21 protein-coding genes are annotated in these 20,004 nt (G+C 39.1%); 5 read left to right on the top strand and 16 right to left on the bottom strand.

Annotation, left to right across the window (positions count from 1 at the left end; all coding sequences use genetic code 11):
• Positions 1–8: 8 nt before the first annotated feature.
• The 8 genes from AC6FXG_RS04615 to AC6FXG_RS04580 all read right to left on the bottom strand — a co-directional run bounded on the left by AC6FXG_RS04615 (position 9) and on the right by AC6FXG_RS04580 (position 6,178).
• Entirely contained in the window at positions 9–296 is a 288-nt protein-coding gene (locus AC6FXG_RS04615; RefSeq protein ID WP_075574037.1) for an FtsB family cell division protein, read from the bottom strand.
• On the bottom strand, positions 293–514 hold the full coding sequence (locus AC6FXG_RS04610) for a S4 domain-containing protein (RefSeq protein WP_075574850.1): 222 nt from the start codon (positions 512–514) through the stop codon (positions 293–295). Before AC6FXG_RS04610 ends, AC6FXG_RS04615 begins: the two co-directional genes overlap by 4 nt.
• Positions 501–1,598, bottom strand: coding sequence for a PP2C family protein-serine/threonine phosphatase (locus tag AC6FXG_RS04605; RefSeq protein WP_500571762.1), 1,098 nt, complete (start codon positions 1,596–1,598; stop codon positions 501–503). The genes AC6FXG_RS04610 and AC6FXG_RS04605 overlap by 14 nt, the downstream gene beginning before the upstream one ends.
• Complete coding sequence (locus tag AC6FXG_RS04600) at positions 1,591–2,724, bottom strand: THUMP domain-containing class I SAM-dependent RNA methyltransferase (protein ID WP_500571761.1); 1,134 nt, start codon at positions 2,722–2,724, stop codon at positions 1,591–1,593. Before AC6FXG_RS04600 ends, AC6FXG_RS04605 begins: the two co-directional genes overlap by 8 nt.
• Before the next feature lie 95 nt (positions 2,725–2,819).
• Complete coding sequence (locus tag AC6FXG_RS04595) at positions 2,820–3,413, bottom strand: superoxide dismutase (protein WP_500571805.1); 594 nt, start codon at positions 3,411–3,413, stop codon at positions 2,820–2,822.
• Positions 3,414–3,506: 93 nt separating this feature from the next.
• Positions 3,507–4,067, bottom strand: coding sequence for an ABC transporter ATP-binding protein (locus AC6FXG_RS04590; RefSeq protein ID WP_500571760.1), 561 nt, complete (start codon positions 4,065–4,067; stop codon positions 3,507–3,509).
• Complete coding sequence (locus AC6FXG_RS04585) at positions 4,060–4,797, bottom strand: ABC transporter permease (RefSeq protein WP_296255840.1); 738 nt, start codon at positions 4,795–4,797, stop codon at positions 4,060–4,062. The genes AC6FXG_RS04590 and AC6FXG_RS04585 overlap by 8 nt, the downstream gene beginning before the upstream one ends.
• A complete protein-coding gene (locus tag AC6FXG_RS04580; protein ID WP_500571759.1) occupies positions 4,790–6,178 on the bottom strand; it encodes an ABC transporter substrate-binding protein in 1,389 nt (462 codons plus the stop codon). Before AC6FXG_RS04580 ends, AC6FXG_RS04585 begins: the two co-directional genes overlap by 8 nt.
• Positions 6,179–6,370: 192 nt before the next feature.
• On the opposite strand from AC6FXG_RS04580, the gene AC6FXG_RS04575 reads away from it, so the two are divergent.
• Genes AC6FXG_RS04575 through AC6FXG_RS04565 form a run of 3 tightly spaced genes read left to right on the top strand, consistent with a single transcriptional unit; the run spans position 6,371 to position 10,177 of the window.
• A complete protein-coding gene (locus tag AC6FXG_RS04575) occupies positions 6,371–6,865 on the top strand; it encodes an NADH-quinone oxidoreductase subunit NuoE family protein (RefSeq protein WP_500571758.1) in 495 nt (164 codons plus the stop codon).
• Positions 6,858–8,435 carry an NADH-ubiquinone oxidoreductase-F iron-sulfur binding region domain-containing protein gene (locus AC6FXG_RS04570; RefSeq protein WP_500571757.1) on the top strand — a complete coding sequence of 526 codons (1,578 nt, stop codon included), beginning with the start codon at positions 6,858–6,860 and terminating at the stop codon, positions 8,433–8,435. Before AC6FXG_RS04575 ends, AC6FXG_RS04570 begins: the two co-directional genes overlap by 8 nt.
• 11 nt (positions 8,436–8,446) lie before the next feature.
• Positions 8,447–10,177: an NADH-dependent [FeFe] hydrogenase, group A6 gene (locus tag AC6FXG_RS04565; protein WP_500571756.1), complete on the top strand. Its 1,731-nt coding sequence runs from the start codon at positions 8,447–8,449 to the stop codon at positions 10,175–10,177.
• A 205-nt stretch (positions 10,178–10,382) separates the two neighbouring features.
• Here the strand turns inward: AC6FXG_RS04565 and AC6FXG_RS04560 are convergent, their stop codons facing one another.
• A complete protein-coding gene (locus AC6FXG_RS04560) occupies positions 10,383–10,838 on the bottom strand; it encodes a GNAT family N-acetyltransferase (RefSeq protein ID WP_500571755.1) in 456 nt (151 codons plus the stop codon).
• Between the two features lie 14 nt (positions 10,839–10,852).
• The gene (locus AC6FXG_RS04555; protein ID WP_500571754.1) at positions 10,853–11,497 is read right to left on the bottom strand and encodes a cupin domain-containing protein; all 645 of its coding nucleotides are present in this window, start codon (positions 11,495–11,497) and stop codon (positions 10,853–10,855) included.
• 180 nt (positions 11,498–11,677) lie between these two features.
• On the opposite strand from AC6FXG_RS04555, the gene AC6FXG_RS04550 reads away from it, so the two are divergent.
• Positions 11,678–13,060, top strand: a complete 1,383-nt coding sequence (locus AC6FXG_RS04550; protein WP_500571753.1) for a sodium:solute symporter family transporter — start codon at positions 11,678–11,680, stop codon at positions 13,058–13,060.
• Between the two features lies 1 nt (position 13,061).
• Positions 13,062–13,973, top strand: coding sequence for a hypothetical protein (locus tag AC6FXG_RS04545; RefSeq protein ID WP_500571752.1), 912 nt, complete (start codon positions 13,062–13,064; stop codon positions 13,971–13,973).
• Positions 13,974–14,039: 66 nt separating this feature from the next.
• Here the strand turns inward: AC6FXG_RS04545 and AC6FXG_RS04540 are convergent, their stop codons facing one another.
• The 6 genes from AC6FXG_RS04540 to AC6FXG_RS04515 form a co-directional block, all read right to left on the bottom strand.
• Entirely contained in the window at positions 14,040–14,855 is an 816-nt protein-coding gene (locus AC6FXG_RS04540) for a pirin family protein (RefSeq protein ID WP_500571751.1), read from the bottom strand.
• A gap of 229 nt (positions 14,856–15,084) precedes the next feature.
• On the bottom strand, positions 15,085–15,924 hold the full coding sequence (locus AC6FXG_RS04535; RefSeq protein WP_500571750.1) for a nucleotidyl transferase AbiEii/AbiGii toxin family protein: 840 nt from the start codon (positions 15,922–15,924) through the stop codon (positions 15,085–15,087).
• Positions 15,921–16,517 (bottom strand): type IV toxin-antitoxin system AbiEi family antitoxin domain-containing protein, encoded by a 597-nt coding sequence (locus tag AC6FXG_RS04530; protein ID WP_500571749.1) that lies wholly within the window; start codon positions 16,515–16,517, stop codon positions 15,921–15,923. The genes AC6FXG_RS04535 and AC6FXG_RS04530 overlap by 4 nt, the downstream gene beginning before the upstream one ends.
• 103 nt (positions 16,518–16,620) lie before the next feature.
• Positions 16,621–17,502 (bottom strand): DegV family protein, encoded by an 882-nt coding sequence (locus tag AC6FXG_RS04525; protein WP_500571748.1) that lies wholly within the window; start codon positions 17,500–17,502, stop codon positions 16,621–16,623.
• The gene (locus AC6FXG_RS04520; RefSeq protein WP_500571747.1) at positions 17,489–18,880 is read right to left on the bottom strand and encodes an MATE family efflux transporter; all 1,392 of its coding nucleotides are present in this window, start codon (positions 18,878–18,880) and stop codon (positions 17,489–17,491) included. The genes AC6FXG_RS04525 and AC6FXG_RS04520 overlap by 14 nt, the downstream gene beginning before the upstream one ends.
• 145 nt (positions 18,881–19,025) lie before the next feature.
• Positions 19,026–19,955 carry a 2-keto-3-deoxygluconate permease gene (locus tag AC6FXG_RS04515; protein WP_500571746.1) on the bottom strand — a complete coding sequence of 310 codons (930 nt, stop codon included), beginning with the start codon at positions 19,953–19,955 and terminating at the stop codon, positions 19,026–19,028.
• Positions 19,956–20,004 lie beyond the last annotated feature (49 nt).

The following is a 20,004-nucleotide window of genomic DNA, read 5'->3' as shown; positions in this document are numbered from 1 at the left end:
AAGTCCTCCTATTTTTTATCCTTATCCAAGTCGTAGACAATAATCTCCCTTGGCTTTATCATACCTTGCTTGCGAGCTGCCTTCTCTATAAACTCATAAGTATTTGAATTTTCCAAATCGTAATTAAGCGACTTGAGTTTGTCATTTAATTCCATAGACCTTTGGTCCAGCTCACGCTCTACCACTCTTAATTTATTGATTTCGCTGCGAACCTTAAAGTGATTTAGACCTGCAAAGAGCAGGACCAAAACCAAAATCCCTGTAAACACAGCGTTTGCCATTTTTTTAACCTTCATTTCGACCTCACATATCCAGATTCCTTGTCCAAGCCAACAACTTCAAATTCCATAAGCTGCCTTGGCGTCTGAAAACTTATAACGTCTCCAACCTTTACCTCTGTTCCTGGCTTTGGCTCCAGGCCATTTAGTTTGATGGCTCCGTTTAAGATAGCCTCCTTGGAAACAGTCCGTCTCTTTATAATTCTCGATTCTTTTAAAAACTTATCTAGTCTCATAATCAATCAGTAGGGCGCACATATCGTCAAATTTATCATTTCCAGAAAATTCATAAACCGCTTCTTCAATGGCCTTTAGAATATTATCTGGATTTTTTTGAAATAAGTCCCTAACTCTCTCCTCTCCGAATTCTTCTCCATTTATATTCCTGCACTCGGTGATTCCGTCCGTAATAAGTAGGATCTTGTCACCTGGCTTAAATTCTGCAATCTTTTCATCGTAGTTGACTTCGTCAAAATAATTTGTAACTGGCTTGCCGGTGATGGAAATTATTTCCACACCCCCGTCCCTATACAAAAACATAGGGCAATTGTGGCCAGCATTTGAATATGAAACCGTGTTTTCATCTGTGTCAATAAGAATGTGAAACATAGTCAAGTAGTGGTTTATATCCAGCCTGAGATTTAAAAACCTCCTGTGAAGTTCCTTAAGATCGTGGGCTGAGGAATAAAAGTTTTCCATATTCCGCATGGTCTCACGGACAAAAACCGTAATCATAGCTGCAGGAACCCCGTGACCGCTCACGTCGCAAATGTAAGCTGAGACCTTGTTCTTACCAGTAGCTATTACGTCAAAGATATCTCCGCTTAGCTGCTCACAAGGATTGTATAGATAATCCACCTTCAAATGTCCAAATTGACTTTGCTTAGGCAGTATCGACTCTTGAATGGTCTTGGTAAATTCCAGATCCCTCTTCATCATCTCGTTTGTCATAGACATCTTGCGTTCCATATGCTTGCGATCGGTTTCGTCCCTATAAATATCTACTATGGCATAGATTGTCCCCTCGTCATCTGTAATAGGCGAGGACAATTTGTTGTAGTGCCTGCCTTCAAAAAATACATCTGACCGAGGCAAATCTTCTCCCTTAAAATCTTCTTCAGCCAGCTCTTCCCTGAAAAGTCCAGCTGCAGTTGAATTTAAAAGCGTGCCTATCCTCATTCCCTGAGGATTAAAGCCCAATTTGTTTCTAAGGGGCTTGTTGGCATACAAAACCACACCCGATATGCTAGTGATTTTAATCCAGTCGGGGATAAGATCCAATATTTCTACATTGTTTTCCAAATTAATTAAATTAAACATGGTCCTCCCTCGGCGGCCTTGGGCCTAGCATTGTATAAAAGTAGGTCTTGATTTTGCCGTTGTATAATTTTCTATTCTTGTTTATCTCTCTATTTATAACATCTTTAATGTCGTAATCTGTAATCATATAGATCGACCAAGTAGGAATACTCTCTATTAGCGAATTAAAATTCTCATAAGTCCTGTCTAAGGTCTCGTCCGAGAGCCTGATCCCGTAGGGTGGATTTGTAATAATAACCCCATATTCACCCAGGTCCTCGATTTTTCTAACTTCTTTTGTAAAGAAAAATATATCGTCCAGCTTGAGGCTTGCAGCGTTTTCCCGTGCAGTCATAATCATATTGCGGTCGTAATCGCTTCCCTTGATATTAATCTGGCGGTCCTGATTTATATTTGCAAAGGCCTGGTCTCTGATAGCTTTAAAATCAACTTCATTCATAAAAGAAAAATGCTCGCAGTCAAATCTTCTTAAAATTCCTGATGGAATATTTTTTGCAATCATGGCCGCTTCAATTGGAATGGTGCCCGAACCTGTAAAGGGATCCAAAAGTTCCCTATCGGGATTCCAAACTGACAACTGAATCATGGCAGAGGCCAAAGTTTCCTTGATGGGCGCTGCCCCTTGTTTTTTTCTGTAGCCCCGCTTGTGAAGGCCAGGGCCAGATGTGTTTAAGTACAAAGTCGCCTGGTCGTTTAGCATTGAAATTTCAAAGGAATAAATCTTGCCAGTTTTTTCATAATAAGATTTATTGTAAGACAGATTTAGCTTGTCGATAATAGCCCGCTCTGTCACCCTTTGACAATCGGAGATAGAGAATAATTTTGACTTGTATGACCTGCCGTTAATTATAAAGTTGGCGTCCTCCTCCAAAAGATCCGCCCATGGAAATGCAAAAATCCCTTGATAGAGATCTTCAAAGGTAAAAGCTTCAAATTCAATTAGATTTACAAAAACTCTTTCGGCGGTCCTTAAAAAAAGATTGGCCCTAAAAATATCCTCGGCTTGGCCGTAAAATTCAACTCGGCCGTCTGTAGTGGATTTTATTTTTAAACCCAAATCTGTAATTTCTCTTTTTAAAACTGCCTCCACACCAAAGTGACAGGTAGCAGTAAGGGTATATTCCATATCTCCTCCTATATATATGAACATTATAACACGTTTTATAAATAAAAAAAAGGTCGCAAGCTCATTTGCGACCTTAAATAATTATTTAATTTATCCTAGAATCTTTCAGCAACCTTATCCCAGTTTACAATCTTCCAGAATTCTGTGAGGTAAGCTGCGCGTTTGTTCTTGTAGTCAAGATAATATGCGTGTTCCCAAACGTCGTTTGCTAGAAGTGGTGTGAGGCCTTGAGAAATTGGTGAATCTTGGTTAGCAGTCTTTACGATTTTAACTGCATCGCCATCTTTTACTAGCCATGCCCAACCGCTACCAAATTGTGATTTACCAGCGTTTTCAAATTCTTCTTTGAATTTTTCAAATGAACCGAATGCCTTGTCGATAGCTTCTTTTAAAGCTCCTGTTGGTTCATTTGCTCCGCCAGGAATTAATTCTTCCCAATATAGGTTGTGGTTGTAAACGCCGCCACCGTTGTTGATGATAGCTTGCTTTTTGTCTGCTGGAGCCTTGTCTAAGTCCTTTAGAATTTCTTCAACACACATATCAGCAAGGTCTGTACCTTCGATAAGTTTGTTTAGGTTATCAACATATGATTGGTGGTGTTTGTCGTGGTGTGTTTCAACAGTTTCTCTTCCGATAACTGGTTCTAGTGCTTCGTATGAATATGGTAATTTGATTAATTCGATCATAATTTCCTCCTTGAGATCTTTATTATCTAATAATGTTTGTTTTCCTTACGATTAATATCTACCCCAGTTGAGAAAATTATAAACACCTTTTATAAATTAATTGTTTTCCTGCAGACAAAGCCGATTTTCATTGGTGAAAATTTGATCGCCAGTATATACAATGGCCTTGCCATTGCTATGATCTTTGATAAAATCAATAGTCAAGTCCTTGGTCTTGGGGTCCAGGCCCAAAAGCGGCTCGTCCAAGAAAACTATGTCCACATCTTTTAACATGGCCCGTATAATAGAAGCCCTGGACCTCATGCCCGTCGATAATTCGCTGGCCTTTTTGTCCTTAGCATCGACCATATTTAAAAATTCCAGAGCACTTTTTATTTCTTCCCTTGTTTTGCCGGTGAAAATTTTAATTTCATTCAAAACCGAAATTCCGCCCATAAAAACTCGTTCTGGATAAGTGGCGGCCATGGAGGAAAAATTATTTTCAAATTCGCCTTCAAAGTCCCGGTCCACCCCCATCAGGATCCTCATAAGAGTGGTCTTGCCAATCCCTGACTGACCTATTATATGAAAAATTTCACCATTTTTTATTTCGATTTGCAAGTCGGATAATATTAGCTTGCCGTCAAAGGCTTTTTCTTTTAAGTTTAATTTAAGCATATTTTTCACCAAAGATTTTATATAAATATTTAGCCAGGGTTTCAAAGGCAAAGGACAAAATGATTATTATAAAAGTCACAGCGAGAAGGTCGGCCATCTCAAAAGATAGCTTGGCCATATAAAGCAGGTCGCCCAAGCCTCCTGCCGCTCCAGCAATGACCTCTGCAGTCGCCCCCGCCTTAAAGGCCAGGCCAAAGGCAATTGTAAGCGCAAACAAAATCGACTTTATAATGGCAGGAAGCTCAATGTATTCAAAAATTTTTGACGATTTTAAATCAAAGATTTCCGCCAACTCAATTTTTTCTTTTGGGATTGACTTTAGTCCATTTAAAACATTTTCATAAATAATAGGAAAGCATACAAAAAATATAACAATCATTGAGAGGGCGTTTTTGTTGGTAAAAAACAAAACAATTAAGACCATGCTAATCGCAGGAATCGCCCTCATAAAGGACAAGAGGGGAGATAAATAATCTTCCAAAGAAAATTTGTAGGAAATGTAGGCCAAAAGGCTTGCTGAAATTAAAGAATAAAAAATCCCCAGAAGCACCCTATAAGTCGTTGTCAGTATAGGATTTACCAGCATGGTCTCCTTGGCCATAAAAGCTATTCTTTGACCCACCCTATAAATTGATGGCAAAATTATTTCATCATCAATAAGAAGAGCCGCTATAGCCCATATACTTACAAGGCCTGCGGCTCCTATTATCTTTTTTATATTCTTACTCATGTATAGGTAATTTTCCGCCAATTAATTCTGCGTTATTTTCTAGCAAGATTGAGAAGAAATCATCAAGGGCCTTGGTTAAATCTTTTCCTTGTAGGTCTATATATTTGATTTTTCCTAGGGCTTTTTCAGCAATTGGAGCCTTGAGTCCCATAATTTCTTCAATTGTTTTGGAGTAATCCTTTGGACCTGCAAGTAGTTTGTCTACCCCATCCTTGTAGGCCTTAACAAATGCGTCGATAGCATCTTGTTTTTCCTTATATACTGGTTCTTTAACAACTACAAGAGCTGTGATAATTTCTGGTAATTTTTTATCCTTCCATTCCTTGTCAATATCCAAAGCGGATTTTAATCCCTTAATCTTAGCTGGTAAAACCGTCGCAAATGGCTGAGGAACCAAAACATAAGCTTCCTTGTTTTTCTTTAGAATTGGAGCTGCTTCCTCTGGGCTACCCAAATAAATTAAATTGATATCCTTAATTGTTAAGCCGTTCACTTCCAAAAGCTTTCTCAAAATGATTTCAGGAATAGCTCCCCTGCCCATAATGGCCAGGGTTTTACCCTTAAGCTCTTCAACTGATTTCAATTCATTCATGCCAAGTAAGTCTACAACAAGACCCGCATTTGAAGACAAGGCCTTTATGTTTTCACCAGAATTTCTGAGCTTAGCATATAAATTTGATGGGATAATATAAATATCACCTTGATTTTTCTTAAGGGCTGCGATCTGCTCTTGAATAGATGCAGAAATAATTAAATTTTCTCCCAAGACATCCTTTAAAGGAGCCAGACTCATAGCTGTTGGCCCATTCATAGCCAAAACTTTTAGAGCTTTAATTTGCTCAGTCTTATCATCTGCTTTTTTCTCTGTCATTTCTTCTTTTTTGTTTTTGTCAGACTTGGTATTTACAATAATATCTTGTGTTTTCTTGTCATAGCCAACTTCAAAGCCAATATATTTTCCCAGGTCCCGCAACTTTACATAATTATTTTGTTTTATAAGGGCAGCATCCAAGTCGACAAGTTTCTCTGCTACCCCGTTGTCAAAGAGAACCTTGTTGGTTACCATACTAGCTCTTAGCTTTTCATCTTTTGCCACTTGTAGGTCTGTTGGCAATTTTTTATAGGATTCATTGGTCTTAATTTTAATTTGACCTTTTTCGTATTCAACATTAAATTTCCTATCTGTGTTTGATAAAATTGCAGCCATGTCACGTAATTTAAAATAATTATTTCCTTCAATTAAATAACCTGCAATTTCAACTTTTTCTCCGTCAAGGATAAAGGCTTGGTAAGTACTAACTGCTTCCTTGCCTTCATCTGCCTTAAGGCAAATTGTAAAAGCCATAAGCATGGCAATTATTAATAAAAATCTTTTTTTCATTGTAAATCCTCCTTAAGAATTTATTGTATAGAATAATTATAGACCATGGCCATCAAAAAAGCAAAGTAAAATGATAAGTTTTTTTATTTATATTTGAGGGTAAAAGTTTTTAATGATTGTACGTTTTACCTTGACAAAGTGAGCAACTAATTATATAATGTGATTAGGATTACATTTTGAAAGGAGATTTAAATGAGTTTTTGTTTAAAAAAAGATAAGGACAAGTTTGATGAGTTCAATAAATTTGTCCAAAACAACAAGGATACTCCTGGTGCTATAATGCCGGTCCTCCAAGAGGCACAAAGAATTTTCGGCTACATACCAGAAGAAATCGTTGACTATATGGCCCTTGAACTTGAAAAACCTTCCAGTGAAATTTATGGGGTTGCAAGTTTTTATTCACAATTTACCTTTGAACCTAAGGGCAAACACGAAATTTGCGTTTGCATGGGCACAGCCTGCTATGTAAAGGGTGCTGACAAACTCCTAGATGAATTTTGCAAGACCCTTAACGTAAAAGCTGGTTCTACAACTGCTGATGGACTTTTCTCAATTATAGAAACCAGATGTGTTGGCGAATGCGGCGACGCTCCTGTCGTTACAGTAGACGGCACAAACGTTCCATTTGTAGACACCAACAAGGTTCACCAAATACTATTTGATGCGGAGGAAGGTGCAAATGAATAAAGAAAAATTATTATCTATAAAAAAGGAAACTCTTCCAAAGCTAATCGATAGACTGGATCCAGAAAAGTACATCGTAGATGGAGAAGATATTAAACTTAAAGGCGACTTTTATGAAAAGCAAAAAAGAATCGTACTTAGAAACTGTCAAGTAATAGACCCTAGATCAACTGAGGAATACATAGCTCGCGATGGATATTTCGCCCTAGAAAAATGCCTAAACGAGTTAACTAAAGAAGAAATTATTGACGAAATAAAAAAATCCAACTTGCGCGGACGCGGTGGTGCAGGTTTCCCAACTGGAAGAAAATGGGAAGCTGCTTTTGTTCAACCGGAAGGACAAAAATATATAATCTGCAATGCTGACGAAGGCGACCCAGGTGCCTTTATGGATAGGTCTGTCTTGGAATACGATCCACACAGTGTCCTTGAAGGAATGGCCATAGCAGGGCTCGCCGTTGGATCTGACCATGGATTTATCTATGTGCGTGCCGAATATCCAAAGGCAGTCGAAGCTTTGAAGCACGCAATTAAAGAAGCTGAAGAGATGAATCTCCTTGGTGAAAATATTATGGGAAGCGATTTCTCATTTACCATTGAATTAAGACTGGGTGCTGGAGCCTTTGTTTGTGGCGAAGGTACTGCTCTGATGGAATCAATCGAAGGCAAACGCGGCATGCCTAGGAACAAAGAATTCCGCACAACTGAACGCGGACTTTGGGGCAAGCCAACCGTTATAAATAACGTAGAAACCTTTGCCAATATTGCACAAATTATTAACAAGGGTGCAGATTGGTTTACATCAATTGGTACCAAGGATTCTCCAGGCACAAAGGTCTTTGCCCTTGTAGGTAAGATTGCTCACTCAGGCTTGGTTGAAGTTCCTATGGGTACGACTATAAATGAAATTGTTTACGACATTGGCCAAGGCATTCAAAACGGCAAAAAGGCCAAGGCCGTTCAAACCGGTGGACCATCCGGCGGATGTATACCAACAGACCTCTTTGATACCGGCTGCGATTTTGAATCGCTAAAGAAAATCGGATCGATCATGGGCTCTGGCGGTATGGTTGTAATGGACGAAGACGATTGTATGGTCGACGTTGCCAGGTTTTTCTTGGAATTTTCCGTAGACGAATCATGCGGCAAGTGCACACCATGCAGGATCGGTAACAAGAGACTCTTTGAACTCCTCACAGATTTAACTGAAGGTAGGGGCGACGAAGAGACAATCAAGAAACTCGAAGAGCTTTCACATATTGTTGTCGACACAAGTCTATGCGGTCTAGGCCAATCAAGTCCAAACCCAATTCTATCCACCATCAAATACTTTAAAGACGAATACAATGCCCACATTGGCGAAAATAAAACTTGTCCAGCCCACAGATGTAAGGGCCTCATGCACTACATGATCACCGACAAGTGTATTGGCTGCCGCAAGTGTGCGAGGGCCTGCCCTGTTTCATGTATCGCAGGTGAAGCAAGGAAGAAGCACGTAATTAATCAAGACAAGTGCATTAAATGTGGCGAATGTATGGCTTCTTGTCCAGTAGATGCAATAGTATTCGAATAGGAGGTCAGTTAATGATTAATTTTAAAATAAATGATATTGAGCTTTCAGTTCCAAAGGGAACGACAATCCTACAAGCTGCAAATCAAATAAATATAAAAATTCCAACTCTCTGTCACTTGGACTTACACGATATAAAGTTTTTAAATAAACTTGCATCCTGCAGGGTATGTGTTGTCGAAGACTTAAAGTCCGGCAAGATGTTCCCAGCTTGTGCAACTCCAGTTAAAGAGGGTATGGATATCAAAACCGATTCACCCCGCGCTGTTAAATCTAGGAGGGCCATTGTAGAACTACTGCTATCCGACCATCCAAATTCATGTTTAACATGTGCAAAAAACTTGGATTGTCAATTGCAATCCCTTGCACACGATCTTGGCGTCCGCGAAATCCCATACACTGGTGAAATGCGTCAGCTGCCAATTGATAAGGACTCTTACTCAATTGTCCGCGATCCAAACAAGTGCATACTTTGCAGGCGTTGTGAAACCATGTGTAATGAAGTGCAAACAGTCGGCGCCCTGGCAGAAGTCGGCCGCGGTTTTTACACCCACGTTGGCTCGACCTTTAACAGGTCTATGTTTGAAACCACTTGTACCTTCTGCGGCCAATGCGTAAGCGTTTGCCCAACAGGAGCTCTGACTGAAGTTTCAAATGTAACAAAAGTTTGGGACGAATTAAATTCCGACAAACTGGTTGTCGTACAAACCGCTCCTGCAACCCGTGTTGCCATTGGAGAAATGTTTGGTATGGAGCCGGGCACTGTCGTTACGGGAAAAATGGTTGCAGCCCTCAAAAAACTCGGCTTTGATATGGTCTTTGATACCAACTTTGCAGCCGACCTTACAATAGTCGAAGAGGCAAACGAATTTGTAAATAGAATGAAGGCTGACAAACTTCCAATCTTAACCTCCTGCTGCCCAGGCTGGGTTAACTTCATGGAACAACAATTCTCAGACATGATTGATATTCCAAGCTCATGCAAGAGCCCACACGAAATGTTCGGGGCCGTTGCCAAATCATATTTATGCGAGAAGCTTAATGTAAAACCAGAAAATATGTGCGTAGTTTCAGTTATGCCATGCGTGGCCAAAAAATTTGAATCAGCCCGTCCTGAATTAGAAAAAAATGGTCACTCAGATGTTGATATAGTAATTACAACTCGTGAACTTGCAGCCATGATCAAAGAAGCTGGCATAGACTTTGTTGGACTCGAAGACCAAGAGTTCGACAATCCGCTCGGCGAATCCACAGGTGCAGGTGCAATTTTCGGAGCCACAGGCGGAGTTATCGAAGCGACAGTTAGGACTGCTTATGAAACCATCACCGGCCAAGAACTACAGGCACTTGAGTTTACAGCTCTCAGAGGCTTTGACGGCATCAAGGAAACCACAGTTAGAATTGGCGACCGCGACGTGAGAATTGCAGTTGCAAACGGACTGGGCAATACCAGAAAACTTTTAAACAAAGTTAGAAGCGGCGAAGAAAAATTTGACGCCATAGAAGTCATGGCCTGCCCAGGCGGATGTATTGGCGGCGGCGGACAGCCTTACCACCACGGAGACATCTCAGTTCTAAAGAGAAGGGCTGAAGGCATCTACTCAATTGACGAGGGCAAGCACTTGAGAAAATCTCACGAAAATCCACAAGTTAAAAAACTCTACGAAGACTATCTGGGAGAAGTTGGCGGCCCACTAGCCCACGAACTCCTCCACACCAGCTACGAAGCTAAACCAAAATTATAAAATTAAATTCATAAAAATAAAACCAAGGCAAGTGGAATCCTCCACCCCTTGGTTTTTTGTTGGCAAAAATTATTTGATTGTTATTTATCAATCACAAAAATCTTTTACATATAAATTCTAAGTCATGATTTTTTCTGCATGCAAATTTTACATGGCGATTTTTTTCATTTTAATTTTCTTTATCAGACATTTTATAAATCTTAACCTACAAGACTTTTTTGACCATGATATATTCATCGGTCCTGTAGTCTTCGACAAAGCCGTTTTTTAAAAATAATTTTATAGATGGATTGTCAATTGCAATGTCATCGTAAAGCTCTTTAACTCCTTTTGACTTAGCCGTTTCACAAAGACTTTTTAAAGCAAAGTCACCGTAGCCCTTGCCCCGGTATTTGGCATGGATAAGTATGGAGACCTTATTAATTTTATCTTCCTCATCATAGCGGTAAGACATGCTGCCAACAAAATTATTATCCTCGTCTTTAATATAGGCATAAAATTTACTGTCGTCAAACATATAGCGATTGTACCACTCTTCCCACTTATCTTTTGGAAAGGGAATCGTTCCACCGTAAGCGTGATTGTAGGACATGGTTGCCTGGTCTTCCATCATCTCTTGCCTAAACCATAGGTCCTCCAATTTTGGTCTGTATATCCTCATAATCTTAACTCTGATTATTTTACAAGTATCAGGGCCATTTTAAATTTCGTCACTGCTGTTACATTGTGACGGACGCCCTTAGGGAAAACAATTTGCTCTCCTGCCTTGATCCTGTGAATTTCATCTCCAACTTCCATGTCTGCTTCGCCTTCCAGGGCAAAGATAAGTGCATCGCCAGGTGCTGTGTGGGGAGTGAGTCCCTCGCCTGCATCAAAAGCCATTAAGACAATCTTTAAATCATCACGTGAGAATACATCGTAATTTGAAATCCCCCCGTCTAAATAAGTAATTACATCCTTGAGTGAAAAAACCTGTCCCATATTTTCTAATTTTAACATCTTGTCCTCCTTTTTATTATAAGAAATTTCCAGCAAATAAGAATCCTCATCTGCAAAAATCGCGTAAGAATTTAGGTCGTCAGAAAAAAACGCCTGGTCGGCCGAAAGTTTGTGGTCGCCAATCCTAATAGACCCGTCCAAGTTTATATAAAGACTCATATTGTCATAAAGCTCCTCACTAATATCCGTCCCCTTGGCCAGGCCAAAGAGGTAAATATTTATGTCGTTCCTCTTTGATAGGCTCAAAGATAAAGTGTGGCCAGCTTTTATTGGCAGGAGGTCTTTATAAGAAAAAATTCCATTTTTATATCTGTCTTTCATATTGCCTCCACTAATTTCTTACCCATTTTTGATAAAATCTACTTATAGCTATAGATAAAAACTATAAGGCAGCTTACACTTATTAGAAATTCTTATAAGGGCTTTTTATCTCTAAAAACTTATCATTTATATAAATCACTATGCTATAATAGACTCGTAATAATATTTTAGGAGGTACTTATGAGTACATGGATTTTTTTGGTCTTATATGCAATTTTAGTTTTTGTTATTTCACCAAAAACAGTTAACTTCGCTGGTTTTTTCCACGGCGTTGACGACAAGGGTAAGGAAACTTCTCTTGCAATGCTCACAGCCAGCACCTTTATATCATGGATTTTTGCAAAATCCGTTACAAACGCTGCCAACCTCGGCGCAAAATATGGGATTGTAGGCGGTGTTGCCTACGGAGTTTACTGGCTCTGCATTCCTCTGGGAGGGCTTATGATCTACCGTTTGAGAAAAAATTATCAAGCCAAGGGCCTGGTTCCCTTTCTCACACAAAATTATGGGGCTGCAGCTGCTGCATTTTTCTCACTGGCAATTTTCATTAGACTATTCAATGAAGTTTGGTCAAACACAACAGTTGTTGGCGAATACTTTGGCGCCAGCGGATCAACATCTTTTATAGTCGCTGCTATTCTCTTTACCGCAATTACTGCAATCTATTCGGTTAAGGGCGGCATGAGATCTGCAATTATTACAGACTTTGTGCAGACAATTATTTTTGTAATTTTTATCATCATTGCCCTTGGGGTTATACTGCCAAAGAGACCTTTTGGAGAATACCTATCAAGCGGCATTTGGACTTTGGAACACGGAGTTGACTTGATTCTTGTATCCTTTATACAAATTTTCTCCTACCCCTTCCACGACCCAGTTTTAACAGACAGGGCCTTCCTAACAGATGAAAAGAAAATGCTAAAGGCCTTCTTCATTTCAGGTATCGGTGGCTTTATAGTAATCGTTTTATTCTCACTGGTCGGCGTTTATTCTAAACTTGAGGGCCTGCCACTAACAAGCAATATCCCAGTTCAAGTTGCCGGTCAAATCGGTCAGCTCATGCTTTTATTTATGTCAATCGTAATGATGACCTCTGCTGGTTCAACCCTTGACTCTTCATTTTCAGCACTTTCAAAACTTTTGGCTGTGGACGTTCCACACTTTTTAAAAAGAGACATAAGCGAAGAAAAAGCCTTTAAACTTGGAAAATTAATTATTATTTTATTTGCAATTATCGGTAACATCCCAACTTTATTTGGTACAAATATCTTGGCTGCTACCACAATTTCCGGCACCATGGTCATTGGTCTGGCACCAATTTTCCTCTTGCACGGAATCTTTAAACCGACCAAGGCAGGCTTCCACCTGTCCTTCTGGTCTGGTATGATCATCGGTATCCTCTATACCTTTAAATTAATTCCAGAATCCTTTGCAATTGGCACAGGCGATAGCGCCATGCTCCTCGGTGTAAACCTCTACGGTTCGTTAATCTGCTTTGGCCTATATATACTAGCCAGCTTTATCTTCCCATCCACCTGCACAGATTGCTACAAGGACCGCTAAGATGATAGCAGGTAGAACTTGTCCCATCGACTACCACTTAATCGATGAAGACTTTGTAGAAATAAAATTAAATGACCAGCCCATGCTTGTAGTGGGCGGACTTTACGGCAACCGCTTTGCCCTTGATGAGCTCAAGGCAATACAAAAATCGCTGTCAGCCAAGATGATTTTAAACGGAGATATCCATTGGTTTGACAAAGATTACGAGGACTTTTTATATGTAGAGGAAAAAATTTCAGACGATTTAAAAATTGTCGGCAATGTTGAATGCGAGCTCAGAAGGAACGACGATATCGGTGCTGGCTGCGGTTGTGCTTATCCGACTTTTGCATCTGATGCATCAGTCGAAAGGTCCAACCAAATCCACAAAGAATTAAAGACCATATTTGTAGGCCACAAGGACCTTAAGGCATTTTTAAAAGATAGGCCCAAGGCTTTTATAATTGAAAACTATGGGCTGAGATTTTTAATTATCCACGGTGACGAAAAATCCGTTGCCGGCTGGGACAACGACAAGTCGAGATTGGTGGACGAAGACAGGCAAATAGAGCTCAAGGACTTTTGCCAAAAGAAAAACATTGATGCTGTCCTCTGCACCCACACCTGCAGCCAGGTCATCTTCGAATGGGAAGACCAGGTCCTTGTAAACAACGGTGCCAGCGGCATGAATAGTGTAAAAGGCGGAGGAAATGGCCTCTACACAAAAGTATCTCAGGAAAAATCTGCCCATGCAATTTATTCCAAGGAAATCAATGGTCTTTATATAGAGCTCATGCCTTTAGAATATGATAAGGCGCCCATGGTCGAGTGGTTCGACCAGCTTTGGACAAAGGACAGCCCAGCGGCTATTTCCTACAGAAATAGAATTTTAAATGGCGTGTCTGACGACCTCTTGGTCATCAAAAGTAAATAAAAAAACGAAAGTGACTGGATACATTTCCAGTCACTTTTTTATGGCAAAAATTAAATTTTTTTAAAATTATTTAATAAAGGTCCCTTCTCTTAATTCCTTGAAGGCCTGATAGATTTCATCCATGGAGTTCATCACGATTGGTCCACCCCAGGCAACTTTTTCGTCCAGGCGGATGGATTTTAAAAGTAAAACTATGTCGCCTTTTTTACCTGTAAAGCTGACCTTGTCTCCCTTGGATAAGGTAGCTGCAGTTTTTTCTTCTAAAATTTCTCCGTCAAGGTCTACTGATCCCAAAAGTGTAAATAAAATTACCACATCATCTTCTTCAACGCCCAAATTAAATTCAGCCTCGTCTGTAAATTCAATAGCATAAAATGTTAATGGATGATTTGGCGCCTGATATCCATCGGTTCCCTTGTATGAACCTGAAATAATATCCACATTAAAGCCCTGGCCCTCGACTCTTGGCAAGTCTTTTAGCGGCTGATAATGGGGCTTTACCATCTTTAGTTTTTGCGGCAGATTTAACCAGAGTTGAACTCCCAGCATCCTGTCTGATTCTGGCAACATCTCTTCGTGCAAGATTCCCGACCCAGTGGTCATCCATTGGACCTGGCCGTCTGTAATCTCGTCCTCAAAACCCATGCTGTCCCTGTGAAGCATGCGGCCGTGCTTTAAATATGAAATCGTTTCAATCCCCCTGTGAGGATGTTCAGGAAAACCTCCCTTGTAATCGTCATAATTTTCTGTATCAAAAGAATCCAACATCAAAATTGGATCGTATATATCTTTAGTCCCGTTACCCAAAACACGAACAAGTCTTACCCCAGCTCCGTCTCTGGTCTCAAAACCCTGAGTTTTGTTTTCAATTTTTCTAATCATAGGCTTAACTCCTTTTTAATTTCCTTTTATTTCTCACCTACTATTACCCCCATATTATGTGTATAAAACTATTTTTAAAAAATCATACGCTAAAGATAGTAGGTCCTACCTTTAACTTCGTATTTTTTAATATATCTTGCATCTGTGCTTATAGAAACAAAAAAATAAGCACTCTTGCAAGAAAAAACCAGTCAGTGATTTACACTTGCTGGTTGATTTGAGTAATATTTTAATTTCTTTCCATTTTTTTAACAAGATCAATTGCCTGGTCAATTATATCATCAAATGCAATTCCCTGTGCATAGGCATTTTTACGCTGATAATTATCCCATCTCTTTTTAACCTGTCCATCAGTTCTAATAAGCTCAAATGTATTTATAATTTCACTTGGTGAATAAATCGTTTGCCTATATTTAAAAGTATTTATGCATGCTTGACTTAATTTTTTAAAATCAATATTAGCTTCTTCATATTTATATAAAGCATAGACATCATAAAAATCTTTAGACCTACTTGTATAAGATCCCAGACTATAAATAGTATGCAATTTTTCAGCAAGTATGGATTCTATATTATAAGCGCAAATATTTATGGATTCATCAGAAAAGATACTCTTATATTCATATACAATTTCACCACCAGTAATTGGATCTCCTGTTGCTATATCAAGTGGTACAGTAAGCTCAATGTTATCGAGCTTGCATAGGATTTTTATTCTAAATCCCCCGTATTCATCCTGGTCTTTAATCTTTTCTATATTTTTAATTTTATATATAATCTCACTATTTGAATTTGCCTCTAATATTTTTTCAAACTTCTGCTTGATATTTTCTTCTGTTAAAGAAAAGTTCTTTATAGAAAAATCTATATCCACTGTAGATCTAGAACCAATGCCAATTACATTGGATAACAAGAATCCACCCTTAAAAATAAAGTTTTCTCTATCATCACTTTCTCCAATCCGCTTCAATACTGACTCCAAAAAATAATGAGTTTGTATGGAATTGAAACTTAAACCTGTCTCTTCTGAAATATTCAGACAAATATCTCTTAATTTATTTTTATTCATAGCATAAGCTCCATTAGCTTTTGAACTTTTTCATATATTTTCATTTTTTTCGCATAATAATACAGCTGTTTGAGGTCTTTTTCTTCATGAGCAATATATTTTTTTAAAGCCTTTGAAAAAACCTCTGCGTCCATTTCCTCTCTCTTCTTTATAAGGTCACAAATATTTTTGTCGATATTATAAACTTTGAGAGGATTGCCATAGATTGAGTCTTTATATGTTATACCCAGCTCATAAATGTCTTTTTTTGAGTAGTTAACATCCACATAATCTTTAAAGCGGTGGGCGTTATATCCGCTGTAAACAGTCACTTCCATTTTTTGTGGGATTATATCGCTAAGGCCGTGAATATAAAGAGCAGACATATAAGAAAAAACTGGGACCTTGTATCTTTTATTAAAAAAATAATACTCGTCATAGTCTCCATTTTTATCTATATATATCCCCCTATCAACTCTTATTAGCTTGTCATCCTCCACCATCCGTGATAGATATACCGTTGGAATTTCAGCAACACGAAGGTCTTCACTTGTTATTATTCCACCCTTTTCTTTTATTTTATTATTTATATCCTTGCTAATAATTTTTCCCACCTCCTGTTGTATCTGTGCTTATATTATAACATTTTATAAGCACAATTACAACACAAACAAAAAACCAGCCAGTGATTTACACTGACTGGTCATAAATTTATTTTTATTCTGGATCTCTTTCCTTGCCCCAGAAGAAGAGAGCTGTTGTGCCTGGGCCTGTATGAACACCGATATATCTAATCATATATATGTCTAGGCTCTTGATCTTGGGGAATTTTTCTTCAATCAATTTCTTTACAAATTCTGCGTCATCAATGCAATTTGAATGGGCGATTACAACTGCATCATCATAATCCAAACCCTTGTCTGCCCTTTCTTCCATTACGCTAACCAAGGTCTTCAAAGCTTTTTTTCTGCCCATTACCTTCTTACGGGGAACGAGTTTCCCTTGGTCAGACACGTCCATAAAGGGATATATATTTAAGGAGCTACCAAGAACCATTTGGGCTTTTGTGATCCTACCTCCGCGATAATAGCTCGTGAGGTCCCCTGATGTAAATAAGTGATTTACCTTCAGAGCGTTTTCATTTAAATAATTGTAAATTTCCTCAGCTGACCAGCCTTGATTTTTTAATTCCACGGCCTTCATAACGAGCAGGGTTTGTCCGCCTGAAATCGAAGTTCCATCCACTGGGTAAACACGAGTTTCGCCGTATTCTTCATTTAAAATATCCGCAGCCCTTTGAACGCTGGTTTGAGTTTGAGAAAGTCCTGATGAAATATCGATATTGATAATATCATAGCCTTGGTCCAAATATGGTTTCCAAACTTCCAAGTATTGGTTGGCATTGTTGGATGCTGTAGTCGGATAAGTCCCTTCCTCTATCCACTTGTAAATATTCATGGCGTCAAAATTTTTAAAGTCGTCCATGTAAACTTCAGAGCCGTGAATAATTGGATTGGCGACCACTATGCAATCGTTGCCATAAATGTAATCTGCTGAAACATCAGCTGTTGGTGTTGTGCAAATTTTAAATTCTCTCATTATAATTCTCTCCTAAATTATTGTTAGCAAGGCATTCCATCTTTACTTGCTTCATTATTTTTATAACTGCAAAAAATACTATAATCGAGCTTAAGACATCGCTAACTGTGTAGGCCCACCAAAATCCATCTATGCCATAAAATAACGGCAGGATATAAATAAGTGGTAGCAAAATAATAAATTGCCTCAAAAGCGATGTGATTGATGCTGTCCTTGGCCTTTTTACCGCTTGGAAAAATGCCGTTCCTGCTATAGATATACCCAAAAATGGGGACGCATACATAGATTTTTTTAATCCGCTTGCTGCAAGCTCTAGGACCGGTCCAGTTTTTTCGCTAAAGAAAATCGAACACAGTTCATAAGGCCAGATCATAATAGCCAAAAATGCCGTGACGCTTACAATCGATGCGTAAATCGTTCCCTTTAAATAGGCTTCCTTAACCCGATCATAGCTCTTGGCCCCGTAATTGTAGGCGATAATGGGGTGGATGCCCTGGTTGATTCCGTAAAGGGGCATAAATAAAACGCTCGAAATCCCCATGACTATTGACATGGCCGAAAGCCCTGTGGCTCCAGCGTATCTCTTTAGATTTAAGTTTATAAACATCATCAAAAATGAGTTGGCCACATTTATTAAAAATAAGGGCAGACCGTTTTCAAAAATATCTCCGACCAATTTGCCTTCCAGCTTCATATAATGCTTGCTGAGTTTTAAAATGTGCTTATCCTTTATAAAGTACATTAAAACCCAGATCATACTTACATATTGGCTGATGACAGTCGCAATAGCTGCGCCCTTGACTCCCATATCAAGAACAAAAATAAATATTGGGTCCAGGATAATATTTAAAAATACTCCGATCAAAATCGTCGTCATGGCTGCCCGTGAATCACCGGCCGCCCTGATGAAGTTGTTTAAGCCAAAGCCGATTAAAATTGCCGGTATACCTGGAATTGTGTAATCAAAATATGTCGCTGCATACTTGTAATTGGATTCGGTCGGTCCCAATAGATTAATTATTTGCTCTTTAAAAATAAATAAAATTATAGGAATAAAGATTGCAAAAATTATTAAAAGATAAAGGGATATATTTAAATATTTTTCCGCCTTCTCTTTATTTTTTTCACCCAAGGATATACTCATAAGCGTGCTGCCTCCGCTTGATGCTAGCATCTGCACGCTCATGATTATCATTTGTATGGGCATGATCAAATAGACTCCGCCAATGGCAAGTTCGTTAACTCCCTGGCCAATAAATACCCTGTCGACCACGCTGTACAGGGCGTTTGCCAGCATGGCAATTATACTCGGTATGGAGAGTTTCCAGACCAAAGTGGATATGGGCTGGGTCCCTAGTCCATGTTCCTTGTCTTTCATACTTTTCCTCTTTCTAATTAAATAAGCCTCCACAAAAGTAAGTGGGACTTGGTTTTTAAAATAACTTATATGTAATTATAACAAATTATAGGCTCATATGCAATTAAAAAGAGGGTTGGCTAACCCTCTTTGAAATTCATAAAATTTATTTATTTTTTTCGCTTGGCCTAATTTGTCTAGCCAAAAGTGGAGTGATTATTGCTGTTGCAATTACACAAAGAGCCACGATGGCGCTCGCTTGTGAAGCGTACTCTGCAATCTCAGGATTTGAATCCAGCATTAGGAAAGGCACGCTCGCAGACAAACCTGCAGCCGAACAAATTGCGATTGATGAAAAGCCGTCTCTCTTTTGAACCAAGCGTTCATAGCCATACATAGGTAGGGCTGATAACAGATAGAAAAGTACCAGCATGATTAAACCAGGTATACCAGCCTTGGCGGCTTCAATCAAGTGAATTTTTGCTCCCACTGACCAACCCAGCATCAAAATCATAAAGCTCATACCGCTTGATAAAAATTTCCCAAGGTCTGGGTCTAGGTTACCAATTGCAATCCCTGCGATAAGTGGGATTAAGGTCGAAATGATCGGCATAAAATCCATTTGCGTTGGCATGGTAAGTCCGTAGATAAACATTGGAATAAATGGCAGGGCAAAGATCGATACAAAGCCAAAGGCCAATTGGTCGGTCTCATCTCCCATGTCCTCACTTAGGGCGAGGAAAAGTGATGGGTTGATGGATGTCAGTGCACAGATAAAGGCGATTGCACTTAGGCCCCAAAAACCTTCAAGGCCAAAGATTTTTACAAATAAAACTCCGCAGACGGTGTTAATTAAAATTCTAAAAATCAAAAGCAGACCATAGCGCTTGACAATATTTTTTATAAGTGAAAGCTTGATCCCGCAGCCAGACATAAAAACGGCTGCGCCCAGGACAAAGTTCAAAGACCCGCCCGCAAAAAATCCTTCAGTCAGTCCTCCTATATGAAACAGATTTGGCACAAAGGTGTTTATCAAAGCTGAAATCAGCATAGGGATCAAAAGGGTCCCGCCTGGAATTTTTTTCATTAATTTCATAGTCTACCTCCTTTTAGCAAGATTTTTCTCGCCTATGTAAGGATGAATG

The organism is Ezakiella massiliensis (genome assembly GCF_059862345.1).
Note: the sequence above shows the minus strand (reverse complement) of the source record. Positions and strands in the feature narration are given on the sequence as shown.